At 64.1% G+C, this 11,437-nt stretch carries 12 protein-coding genes, 1 pseudogene and 1 riboswitch; of the genes and pseudogenes, 8 read left to right on the top strand and 5 right to left on the bottom strand.

Going from position 1 to position 11,437, the window contains the following annotated elements:
- Window positions 1-151 precede the first annotated feature (151 nt).
- The 6 genes and pseudogenes from EOA28_RS11255 to EOA28_RS11230 all read left to right on the top strand — a co-directional run.
- Window positions 152-647: pseudogene (locus EOA28_RS11255) on the top strand (L,D-transpeptidase); the annotation flags it as partial.
- 82 nt (window positions 648-729) lie between these two features.
- Complete coding sequence (locus tag EOA28_RS11250) at window positions 730-1,896, top strand: diphosphate--fructose-6-phosphate 1-phosphotransferase (RefSeq protein WP_127251759.1); 1,167 nt, start codon at window positions 730-732, stop codon at window positions 1,894-1,896.
- Window positions 1,897-1,907: 11 nt separating this feature from the next.
- Window positions 1,908-2,654 carry an MBL fold metallo-hydrolase gene (locus EOA28_RS11245; RefSeq protein WP_127251760.1) on the top strand — a complete coding sequence of 249 codons (747 nt, stop codon included), beginning with the start codon at window positions 1,908-1,910 and terminating at the stop codon, window positions 2,652-2,654.
- Between the two features lie 186 nt (window positions 2,655-2,840).
- Window positions 2,841-4,385: a DegQ family serine endoprotease gene (locus tag EOA28_RS11240; protein ID WP_127251761.1), complete on the top strand. Its 1,545-nt coding sequence runs from the start codon at window positions 2,841-2,843 to the stop codon at window positions 4,383-4,385.
- A 124-nt stretch (window positions 4,386-4,509) separates the two neighbouring features.
- Entirely contained in the window at window positions 4,510-5,121 is a 612-nt protein-coding gene (locus EOA28_RS11235) for a sulfite oxidase-like oxidoreductase (RefSeq protein WP_042637400.1), read from the top strand.
- A 24-nt stretch (window positions 5,122-5,145) separates the two neighbouring features.
- Window positions 5,146-5,892: a ferredoxin reductase gene (locus tag EOA28_RS11230; RefSeq protein WP_126079927.1), complete on the top strand. Its 747-nt coding sequence runs from the start codon at window positions 5,146-5,148 to the stop codon at window positions 5,890-5,892.
- Window positions 5,893-5,932: 40 nt separating this feature from the next.
- On the opposite strand, the gene EOA28_RS38780 is transcribed toward EOA28_RS11230, so the two are convergent.
- The 3 genes from EOA28_RS38780 to EOA28_RS11220 form a co-directional block, all read right to left on the bottom strand.
- On the bottom strand, window positions 5,933-6,079 hold the full coding sequence (locus EOA28_RS38780) for a hypothetical protein (protein ID WP_189342010.1): 147 nt from the start codon (window positions 6,077-6,079) through the stop codon (window positions 5,933-5,935).
- A gap of 90 nt (window positions 6,080-6,169) precedes the next feature.
- A complete protein-coding gene (locus EOA28_RS11225) occupies window positions 6,170-7,270 on the bottom strand; it encodes a hybrid-cluster NAD(P)-dependent oxidoreductase (protein ID WP_127251764.1) in 1,101 nt (366 codons plus the stop codon).
- A gap of 20 nt (window positions 7,271-7,290) precedes the next feature.
- Window positions 7,291-8,538, bottom strand: a complete 1,248-nt coding sequence (locus EOA28_RS11220) for an aromatic ring-hydroxylating dioxygenase subunit alpha (RefSeq protein ID WP_127251762.1) — start codon at window positions 8,536-8,538, stop codon at window positions 7,291-7,293.
- Window positions 8,539-8,646: 108 nt separating this feature from the next.
- Window positions 8,647-8,849, bottom strand: a riboswitch (cobalamin riboswitch).
- Between the two features lie 493 nt (window positions 8,850-9,342).
- Between EOA28_RS11220 and EOA28_RS11215 the strand changes: the two genes are divergently transcribed.
- Entirely contained in the window at window positions 9,343-9,549 is a 207-nt protein-coding gene (locus EOA28_RS11215; RefSeq protein WP_127386201.1) for a DUF680 domain-containing protein, read from the top strand.
- Window positions 9,550-9,618: 69 nt separating this feature from the next.
- On the top strand, window positions 9,619-9,855 hold the full coding sequence (locus EOA28_RS11210; RefSeq protein ID WP_127252611.1) for a DUF680 domain-containing protein: 237 nt from the start codon (window positions 9,619-9,621) through the stop codon (window positions 9,853-9,855).
- A gap of 74 nt (window positions 9,856-9,929) precedes the next feature.
- Here the strand turns inward: EOA28_RS11210 and ugpC are convergent, their stop codons facing one another.
- Together ugpC and EOA28_RS11200 are read right to left on the bottom strand one after the other, a co-directional pair.
- Entirely contained in the window at window positions 9,930-11,042 is a 1,113-nt protein-coding gene (gene ugpC / locus EOA28_RS11205) for a sn-glycerol-3-phosphate ABC transporter ATP-binding protein UgpC (protein WP_127252610.1), read from the bottom strand.
- 34 nt (window positions 11,043-11,076) lie between these two features.
- A partial coding sequence (locus tag EOA28_RS11200) for a DUF3459 domain-containing protein (RefSeq protein ID WP_128314893.1) occupies window positions 11,077-11,437 on the bottom strand: 361 nt, incomplete at its 5' end.

Genomic DNA, 11,437 nt, shown 5'->3' with positions numbered 1-11,437 from the left:
GCATCTGACGCCGCAGAACGAGGCGGCCATGCGCCTGGTCGACACTGTCGCGCAGCGCTACGGCCAGTTGCCCGGCGCCATCGACGATGGCCACGCCGCCGCGCTGAAGCAGCTCTGGCAGCTCGCCGCCTGCACCACGACCAGCGACCAAGGCCCAGCACCCATCCAGACGCCGCCTCAGGCCCCTGTCGAGCCGCCGCTCGGCGACTATGAGACGATGTATGGCGCGATGTCGGACAATGGTTTTGACCCACTTCCTCTATCTGGTGCGCGAGGGCGGCCAGGCGATCCGCTACGGCGTCGGCCTCGGCCGCGCCGGCTTCGAATGGTCGGGCGACGCGGTCGTGCAGTGGAAGCAGAAATGGCCGAAATGGACGCCGCCGGACGAGATGGTGGCGCGCCAGCCGGAGCTGACGCAATACAGCGCCAAGAATGGCGGCATGCCAGGCGGCCTGAAGAACCCGCTCGGGGCGCGTGCGCTCTATCTCTTCCAGGGCAACCAGGACACGCTCTACCGCCTGCACGGATCGCCCGAATGGTGGTCGATCGGCAAGTCGGTGTCGTCGGGCTGCGTGCGCCTGATCAACCAGGACATCATCGACCTCTACAGCCGCGTCTCCAAGAAGAACCCGGTCGTCGTGGTCTGATCGGGTCCGTCGGCCCACTCTTCCGTTGCGCGATGCCGCAAGACAGGCGAAGGTGCCCTGAAAACTTCGGGAGAGAACGAGCATGGCTGGAACCTTCGTCATCGCGCAGGGCGGCGGCCCGACCGCCGTCATCAACCAGACGGTCGTCGGCGCCACGCTGGAAATCCGCAAGCGTCATCCCGGCGCCAGGGTGCTGGGCTCGATCCATGGTGTGCGCGGCATCCGCGACGGCAACTATGTCGATCTCTCCGCCATCCCCGAGGATCGGCTGCGGCTGATCGCCGGCACGCCAAGCGCCGCCCTTGGCTCGACCCGCGACAAGCCGGACGCCGCCTATTGCGAGGTCATCCTCAACGGCCTGAAGAAGGTCGGCGCCGACGCCTTCATCTATATCGGCGGCAACGACACCTCGGGCACGCAGCAGATCCTGACCGATGCCGCCGGCGGCTCGATCGCCTTCGTGCATGCGCCGAAGACCATCGACAACGACCTTGAGGAGAACGACCACACGCCGGGCTTCATCTCGGCGGCCGAGTTCGTCGCAGGCGCCTTTCTCTCCGTCGACCTCGATTTCCGCGCCTTGCCCGGCATCTATGTAGGCATCGTCATGGGCCGGCATGCGGGCTTCCTCACCGCCGCAGCGGCCGCCTGGCAGCTCGATCCCGACAGCGGCCCGCATCTGGTCTACGTGCCGGAGCGCGCCTTCTCGGCGAAGCGCTTCATCGATGAAGTGCGCGAGAAGCTGGACCGCCACAAGCGCTGCATCGTCGCCGTCTCGGAAGGCGTCAGCACCGCCGACGGCAAGGCGCTGGTCGAAAGCCTGGTGCCGCCGGAGAAGCTTGAGCGCGATCAGCACGGCAACGTCAAGCTGTCGGGCAGCGACCTGCCGGCGGCGCTCGAACGAGCCCTGGCCGAAGGCCTGCCCGGCAAGCGCGCACGCGTCGATGCTTTAGGCTACATGCCGCGCGGCTATGTCGGCGCCATCAGCGCCGTCGACGCCCAGGAGGCTTTCGACGCCGGCGCCTTCGCGGTCGCCGTCGCCGGGGAAGGTGGCGGCTCGGTTGCGATCCAGTATGATGGGTCGAAGACCGTGCTGAAAAAGGTGCCGCTGAAGGCGGTGGCCGGCAAGACCCGCCATATGCCCGACGATTTCATGCAGCCGGACGCCAACCAGCTTTCAGACGCGGGCATGGCCTATCTGAAGCGTCTCGTGCCGGAAAAGTACAAGGTAGGGAAGCCGTTCGTCTGATGGGCGGTCCGATGCCCGAGCTTGAGGTCGGCGACTGGTTCGGCAAGGCGACAGTCGATGCCGGCACGACGGTGTTGACCGAGCCCTTCGTGCATGATTTCGTGCGCGCCAATATCTGGCATTTGAAAGGCCGCGATGCGGACCTTCTGGTCGACACCGGCATGGGCATCCGTCCGCTGGCGCCTGAGGTCGACACGCCGCCCGGCAAGCCGCTCATCGTCGTTGCCACGCACATCCATCTCGACCATGTCGGCTCGCTGCACGAATTTCCTCTCAGGATGGGACCGAAGGTCAGCGCGGCTAAGTTCGACGGCATGGATGATACCGTCACCTACGCCTACATGTTCCACAATCTCGACGGCGCCGTCTCGAAACTGCCGGCACCGGACTGGAAGGCGGCCGACTATCGCATTCCTTCCGCGCCGCTGAACCGCGCGCTCGACGAGGGCGATGTCGTCGATCTCGGCGACCGGAAGTTCCGTGTGCTGCATCTGCCCGGACACTCGCCCGATTCCATCGCGCTCTTCGACGAGATCGACGGCCTCTTCTTTGCAGGCGACGCGATCTATGACGGCATGCTGATCGACGACCTGCCGGATTCCGACCGCACGGCCTATTGCCGCACCATGCAGCGCCTGCTCGACCTGCCGATCCGCATCGGCCATGGCGGCCACGGCCCGAGTTTCGATCGCGCCAGAATGCACGAAATTGCCTCCTCTTATCTGCGCCGGCGGCAGCGGTTCGTGAGCGCTTCCTGAATTAAATCTTTGTAAGGTCACCGCAAAACCCTAATTCAGGCCATTCGGCGACCTAGATGCTTGTCTGTCGAGACGGCCGGCTGCCATGCACGGCGAGACAGGCAGATCCGGCCATCGGCACGTTGACGGACGCTTCCGTGGGAGCGCCCGCGACGCCGGATCAACTCTCGCCCGGACAGAACGACCATGTCACCATCAAGCATTCTTCGCAGACATCGCGTCGCCGCCCTGCTGGGCGCCGCGCTGATCATTTCTCCCGTCGTCGTCTCCTTTGCCCAGAACAATTCCGGCCTGAGCACGGTGGCCGCTACGACCCAGACCCCGGTCGCCGGCATCACGGCCCCCAACGGCTCTTTCGCCCCGGTAATCGCCGTCACCAAGCCGGCGGTCGTCACGATCACCTCGATCATGAAGGCGCAGCCACAGGTGGGTGATGACGGTTCGCCCCTTGGCGGCAATGTGCCATTCGACCAGTTCTTCCAGCAGTTCTTCGGTGACCAGGACATGCCGATGCCGCGCACGCCGCCGCAGCAGCAGGGGCAGCGGGCCGAGGCGCTCGGCTCCGGCTTCATCGTCGGCGCCGACGGCACCATCGTGACCAACAATCACGTCATCGATGGCGCAAGCTCAATCAAGGTGACGCTCGACGACGGCACCGAGCTTCCAGCCAAGCTCGTCGGCCATGACGCCAAGAACGATCTCGCAGTGCTCAAGATCAAGGCCGACAAGCCGCTGCCGACCGTCAAATGGGGCGATTCCAGCAAGCTGATGACCGGCGACCAGGTGCTGGCGATCGGCAATCCGTTCGGCATCGGCACCACCGTCACCGCCGGCATCGTCTCGGCGCGCGGCCGCGACCTGCACAGCGGGCCGTTCGACGACTTCATCCAGATCGATGCGCCGATCAACCACGGCAATTCCGGCGGCCCGCTGGTCGACGTCAACGGCAATGTCATCGGCATCAACACCGCCATCTATTCGCCCAATGGCGGCAGCGTCGGCGTCGGCTTCGCCATCCCGTCGGATCAGGCTGAGAAGGTCGTCGCCAAGCTGATGAAGGGCGGCGACATCGAATACGGCTATCTCGGCGTGCAGATCCAGCCGGTCACGCCTGATGTAGCCAGTGCCATCGGCCTCGACCATCCCGGTGGCGCGCTGGTTTCCCAGGTCACCGACGGATCGCCGGCGGCCAAGGCCGGCATTGAAACCGGCGATGTCATCACCGGCTTCGGCGGTCAGGAGATCAAGGATCCCAAGGACCTGTCGCGCGCCGTCGCCGACGTGTCGCCTGGTGCGAAGGAGACCGTCAACATCTGGCGCAAGGGCAAGGCGATGCAGATCTCCGCCGATGTCGGCCGCAACGCCGAAGATCAGAAGACGGCGTCGAGCGGCAATGAAGGCCGCGGCCCGTCGGCCGAACAGGGCTTGCGCGTTCCATCGCTCGGCCTCGGCCTGACCGACCTCACGCCCGATATCCGCGACCAGCTCAACCTTGCCGGCAACCAGCGCGGCGCGGTGGTCGAGCGGGTCAATCCGGACAAGGCGGCTTCGGCCGCCGGCATCCAGCCGGGCGACGTCATCGTCGGTGTCGACCAGACGCCGGTGAAGACGGCCAGGCAGGCCAATCAGGCGATCGCCGAGGCCGGCAAGTCCGGCAGGAAGTCGGTTCTCCTGCTGATCGATCGCGGTGACGCGCAGATCTTCGTCGCCGTGCCTTTCGCCGCCGGCTGAGAAGCGCTTCGGCAGGGCCTGCCGGTATCTTCGGCGGGCTCTGCCTCAAGATTTCTGTTGCCCCCCGAGGCGTATTCGAGAACACTCCCTGCAGTCGATCAAATCCGGCACGAGGGATGTCTTGATGGTCACGCGCGGCTTCTTTTCCGGACGGCGTCCCCCTTCCGACACCGATGCGCGCATTCCGCCCGGCCAGTATCTGGAGCAGGGTTTTCCCGTGCTTTCGGCCGGGCCGACGCCGCGCGTGCGCACGGAGGATTGGTCTTTCACCCTCAAGCAGGGGCCGAAGCCAATCAAGAAATGGAACTGGGCGGAGTTCAACGCGCTGCCGCAAAGCAAGATGACGCGCGACATCCATTGCGTGACGGCCTGGACAAAATTCAACACGCCCTGGCAGGGCGTCATGATCGACGACATCCTCGCCGACGCCGGCATCGAGCCGCCGACCGCCTACACGCTGGCGCTGTCCTTTGACGGCTATTCCACCAATGTGCCGACCAAGGACCTCGTCACCGGCAAGGCGATGGTGGCGCTGCTCTATGAAGGCAAGCCGATCACGCCGGATCATGGCGGGCCGGCACGGCTATTGGTGCCGCACCTCTATTTCTGGAAGTCGGCCAAATGGGTGAACGGGCTGCAGTTCACCGAGCGCGACGAACCGGGCTTCTGGGAGCTTCGCGGCTATCACATGTATGGCGACCCCTGGCGCGAGCAGCGCTATTCCAGCGACCCGTGAGGGGCGACGCGTGAGCAGCAATCGATGAGCGCCGAGCCGTCGCCGCAATCGCCCTGGCAGGCAGCCACGATCACCCGCATCGAAAAGCGCACGCCGCGCGTCACCAGCTTCTGGTTCCAGCCGTCGCGGCCTTTCGCTCACCTTGCCGGACAGCATGTCGACATCAGGCTGACGGCCCCGGACGGCTACCAGGCGCGCCGCTCCTATTCCATCGCCTCGGCGCCAGAAGCAGGCGGCGGCGTCGAGCTGGCGATCGAGCGGCTGGACGACGGCGAGGTCTCGCCCTTCTTTCACGACGTGGCCGCCGTCGGCGACGAGATCGAGCTGCGCGGGCCGCTGGGCGGCCATTTCATCTGGGAGGAGAGCGACGGCGGGCCGATCCTTCTGGTCGGCGGCGGCTCGGGCGTTGTGCCGCTGATGGCGATGGTGCGTCATCGCACGCTGCGCAACACGGCGGTGCCCGTCGCGCTGGTGTTTTCGGCGCGGGTCTGGGACGAGGTAATCTTCCGCGACGAGCTGATCGGCCTCGACGACCGTCGCGACGGATTCGACCTGGTTTTGACGCTGACCCGCGAACCGGCGAGGCGGCCCTCCGATTATTCCCGGCGCGTCGACGCCCGCATGATGGCGCAGGCCGTCGAGCGCCTGCCCAAGACGCCAAGGCTCGCCTATGTCTGCGGCTCGAATGCGTTCGTCTCGGCCGCCGCCGACGCCTTGATCGGCGCCGGCGTTCCGGCGGGGATCATCCGCACCGAGCGCTACGGGGTTTAGATCATGATCCCGAAAAGTGGGTGCCGGTTTTCGGGAGGGATCATGCTTCAACAAAGAGCATGATCCCGGAAAGTGGGAACCGGTTTTCGGAAGAGATCATGCTCCAACAAAGAGCTGGATCAGGATGGCGATTCAACGGAAAATCATCCTGATCCGGCGCGCCGATTGCTCGGCGAGCCTTCGCCACGAGACGCCTCCGGGCACTGAACTTCTGTTCGGCAGGACAGCGGCCGGCGAGGGTGTTCCCGCAACGGCCCTTGCCTCGACCGACAAGCCTTCAGGCCTCGATGTCCAGCGCCGACAACGGCCTCGAACAGCAGGCCAGGATATAGCCGTCATCGATCTCGTGATCGAGAATGCCGCCATTGTGGCTCATCGAAACCTCGCCGGAGACCTTTTTCACCTTGCAGGTGCCGCAGAGACCGAACTCGCAGGCCGCCGGGATCCTGACGCCCGAAGCGCGCGCCGTCTGCAGCACGGTCTGTCCGGGGACGCATTCCGCACCGACGTTTGAAAGCGAAAAGCGGACCGGCGTCACCGCCTCGGCGAGCGGCTTGGCTTCGTCGCCGGCCGGCATCGCGAACGGCGCCGGGACTTCTTCCACGGCCGGCGCCGCGAAGCTCTCCTGATGGTAGCGGCTCATGTCGAAGCCGGCGGCCTCCAGCATCTGGCGCACGGCGCGCATGAAGGGGTCGGGCCCGCAGCAGAAGATTTCCCGCTCGCGGAAATCGGGTGCCAGAAGCGGCAGCCGGATCGCGTCGATGCGGCCCATATGGCCGAACCAGCCCTCGCGGCTCGACCGCTCCTCGATCATGAAGCCGAGCGACAGGCCGGGCATGCGGCTGCCGAGCAGTTCGAGCTCCTTGCGGAAGATGATCTCTTCCGGCCGCCGCGCGCAATTGACGAAACCGACATCGGTCCAGGGCGCGCAGTCGTTCAGCCAGCGCAGCATCGACATCATCGGCGTGACGCCGGAACCGGCCGAAATGAACAGATATTTGGCCGCCGGATGGCTGTGCAGCGAGAAATCGCCGGTCGGCCCATAGGCCTTCACATGGACGCCGGGCTTCAGATTGTCGAACATCCAGCGCGTGCCGACGCTGTCGGCTCGCGCTTTCACCGTCACCGCGATCGAGAACGGCCGCGACGGCGAGGACGACAGCGTGTAGGTCCGCATCAGCGGCCCGTCGGCCGTCGGCAATTCCAGCGTCACGAACTGCCCGGGTTTGTAGCGGAACCAGGTCTGATTGTCGGAGCGGAATGTGAACGTCTTCACCTGCGGCGCCTCGTCGCTGACGCCGATCACTTCCAGCACCTGCAGCCTGTCGTTCCAGGGCGCCATCTCGTCGAGATGGCGATAGAGGCCGAGATCCGTCATCGCGTTCATCTCCTTAGCCTTCAGGCGACGCTGCGCAACGCCGGGCGACCGCCTTCGGCAAGGCGCGGACCGATGAAGGAGGCGTACCACTCGACGAACTGGATGACACCGCCCTCATGCAACTCGGAATAGGGACCAGGCTCGTAAGCCGGTGACAGGATGCCGAGCGCGTTTTCCTCGACGATGCGGCGGTCCTGATCGTTGGTCTCGGTCCAGACATGGGTGAGCTCTGCCAGATCGTAGTCGACGCCTTCCACTGCGTCCTTGTGGACCAGCCATTTCGTCGTCACCGCGGTCTCGGTGGCGCTGATCGGCAGCACGCGGAAGGTGACGGCGTGATCGATGAGGATGTGGTTCCACGTGGTCGGGTAATGGTAGTGCATCAACGTGCCGATGCGGTCGGCGGCGACCCCGGCGGACAGGTTTTTCGTCACGGCGCGCTTGCCGCTCATCGTGTAGCTGACGGCGTCGCGCAGCAGCGGCGCGCGCGTTGCGCGGTATTGCCCGGCCGGATCGATCCGGAACCGGCTCGGCAGACCCGCCGCCTCGCATTTCGCCCAGTGCGCAAGCATTTCCGGATCGCTGTCGGCGCCTTGCACACCTGTCACCGTCGGCGCTTCCGGGAAAGTCTTGCACAGTTCTGGATGGTTGCCGGCGCAATGATAGCACTCGCGGTTGTTTTCCCAGACGAGCTTCCAGTTACCCTTTTCGACGATCGTCGATTCGAATGCGACCTTCGCCTCGCTCAGCCGGTGCGGCAGGAGATAGGGTTCGATCATGGCGCGCATCGGCGCGAAGTCGGCGGGCTCCTTTGCCAGGCAGATGAAGATGTAGCCGCCGACGCTCTCGCAGGCGACCGGCTTCAGGCCGAACTGGCTTTTGTCGAACCCTTCCGCCATCTGGCGGGCAAATAGCAGCCGCCCGTCGAGCTCGTAAGTCCACTGATGGTAGGGACAGACCAGCTTGGCGGCGGTGCCCTTGTCGGTGTTGCACACGCGGCTGCCGCGATGCCGGCAGGAGTTGTGGAAAGCGTTGATCCTTCCCTTCTGGTCGCGGACCAGCACCACCGGATAATCGCCGATCTGAACGGTGATGTAGCTGCCTGGTTTCGGCAGCTCGCAATCATGGCCGATGAACAACCAGTCACGATGCCAGATCAGCTCCATATCGAGCTTGAAATAATCGGGATCGGTGTAGAAGGGCTGCTCAAGCGAGTAGCCCTGCTTGCGGCTCTGCAGGAGCCTCAGCATGTCGTTGCGCGCATCCATGTCCTGTCCTCGCATCAAGGACTGAACTGGTGGTGATGGAGAAGAACGACCGCCACCGGCAGGGCCGGGCACGCGCCGTCCGCCTCTTGACCGCCCACCGCGATCAGTCGAGTTCAAAATGTCTCTGGCTGGTTTCCGGGCTTTGGAGTTGCCCTCGCGGGCGGTCGCAACACCTTCCCAGGCCCATGGCCCAGTGGTCTCCCGTTGCGACCTCACTCCACCACCGTTGCGGGGGCAGCGCCGGATTTCGACCGGCTTCCCAATTCTCCGCCTCATCGCGACGAAGCGGCACCTGAGATGGCCTGATCTAACCACGACGGCCGGTTTCCCGTCGGCATGAAAACGACATCGCATCCATACGGCGCGACAATGGGCGGCGTATTCATGGTGCTGAGCCTCGTCTCTTTCGCCACGCCCTCCGGCTCCGGAGGCGCTCCCTGAACGAGATTCGCGAGGGCTCCGATGGTTAACAGTATCAAAAAGTGACTATTAGCAGATTCTAAAATCGAACCGAACGGTTCGTTTCTGTTGACGGTGCGTGCAGAACGTTGTGAACGTTGGCGCTCCGACACACTTGGTGAGCCAACTGCCGAACTCACATAAGTCATTGATTAAATTCGATAAAAATATGGTCATAGGCATGCTTATGAAAACTTCAAGATGCGGATTCATAGTCCAGACGAAAAAACTTCGTGATTGGAATCCGGCGATCGGCTCACCCAAATCAGCGCTGTCCGAACGACGCGATTTCATTCCCAAGACACGCCGCTAGACGGACTGAATAAAGATACTGGAGTAGCAAAAATGAAAAAGATTGTTCTCACTGCCGCCGCCCTTCTGGCAATTTCCGGCAGCGCCTTTGCCGGTAGCGACAATTACAACGCGCAGGCTGCCAACCCGCCGGCCGCCACGGTCGACTCTTCTTACACGGCCTCGGTCCGCAAGTCCGAACCGACTGAACAGAAGCCTGTCACCACGGGCGCCGACCGCAACCTTTTCGGTAACAACTAACAGCCGACTTCGAACGGCGACGGGTTTGCCCGTCGCCTCGGTCGGATCAGGAAATTCAGGAGTACTGAGATGAAAAAGATCATTCTTGCCACCGCGGCTCTCATGGCCGTTTCCTCGGCTGCTTTTGCGGGCAGCGACAATTACGGCAACAGCGGCGTCAACCAGCCGGCTCCCGCCGTGGATACGACCCGCACCTCGTCGATCGGCAACGACTCGCCGGTCTACAAGCTGCTGAATTCGTCGCGCGACGGGCAGAAGTCAGCTCCGCAGCAGGGCAGCGACCGCGACCACTTCGGCAATCGTTAACAGCCGACCGTGATTTGAAATAGGAGCGGCGGGCCGAGGCCCGCCGCTTTTTCTTTGCCGCAGCGGCTCTGCGCTCAGGCCGCCTTCGCTTCTTCGCGATGCAGCGTGAAGGAATGGCCGTCGGCGTCGAAAATATGCAGATCGCCGGCGCTTGCGTTGAGCCGCAGTGTCTCACCGCGCTTGACCTCGACATTGCCCGGCAGCTTGGCGACCAGGGGCAGGTCTGCGCGGCCGATATCGATATAGACGAGCTGAACCTCGCCGAGCTGCTCGATATAGTCGACCTTGCCCTCGAACAGGTAATCGGAACCGGTGGCGATCGCGAGATCCTCCGGCCGCACGCCGAAGCTCACCGCCGCGCCATTCGCCGAGGCAGGCGTCGCGATCGGTACCGTCGCCTTGCGGTCGCCGACATGGCTGACCACGGTCGGATTGCCGGCCTTCTCGATCTTTGCCGGCAATATGTTCATCGCCGGCGAGCCGATGAACTGGGCGACGAACAGATTGCCGGGGCGCTTGTAGAGTTCCATCGGCGTGCCGACCTGCTCGACGACCCCGTCTTTCAGCACCACGATGCGGTCCGCCAGCGTCATCGCCTCGACCTGGTCGTGCGTCACATAGATCATGGTGGTGTTCGGCATCGATTCCTTGAGCTTGGCAATCTCGATGCGGGTGGCGACGCGCAATGCGGCGTCGAGGTTCGACAGCGGCTCGTCGAACAGGAACACTTTCGGGTTGCGCACGATGGCGCGGCCAATGGCGACGCGTTGGCGCTGGCCGCCCGACATCGCCTTGGGCAGGCGATCGAGATATTTGGTGAGCTGCAGGATTTCCGCCGCCTGCCGCACCCGCTTGTCGATCTCGGCCTTGCTTTCCTTGCCGATCTTCATCGAGAAGGCCATGTTGTCGTAGACGGTCATGTGCGGATAGAGCGCATAGGACTGGAACACCATGGCGATGCCCCGCTTCGACGGTGGCACGTCATTCACCACCTCGCCGTCGATCTTCAGTTCGCCCCCGGTGATCTCCTCGAGCCCGGCGATCGACCGCAGCAAGGTCGACTTGCCGCATCCCGACGGTCCGACGAAGACGATGAACTCGCCCGATTTGATGTCGAGGTCGATGCCGTGGAGAATATTGAGGTTGCCGTATGATTTCCTCACCTGGTTGAGCGTGACATCGGCCATGGTTCTCTCCTTCCGTTGATCTCTATCTGCAAGTTCAGTCGATGCGCCCGAACCAGGCGCCGTATCCGCCGAGGCGGACCGGCCCGCTGCCAGTCTGTCCCGAAAAGCCATGTCCGGGCAAGGGCTTCAGCGAGCCTTGGCCGAGATCGACCTCGGCGGGCTTGCTGCCGAGGTTGAAGGCGCAGACGATCCGCTCATTGCCCTCGCGGCGCGTGAAGGCGACGGTATCGCCATCGCTTTCGATGAAGTCGATATCGCCCTTGCCCAGCGCCGGATGCTGGCGCCGGAAGGCGAGGAAGCGGCGGTAATGCTCGAGCAGCGAGCTTGCGTCGCCCTGCTGCACGTTGACGGCCTGCGACAGGTGCCTGCCAGGCACCGGCAGCCAGGGCTTGGCG

Source organism: Mesorhizobium sp. M2A.F.Ca.ET.067.02.1.1, assembly GCF_004023285.1.
In the GTDB taxonomy this organism is placed as follows: Bacteria; Pseudomonadota; Alphaproteobacteria; order Rhizobiales; family Rhizobiaceae; genus Mesorhizobium.
The sequence above is the reverse complement of the archived record's forward strand: the minus strand, read 5'-3'. Positions and strand labels throughout refer to the sequence as shown.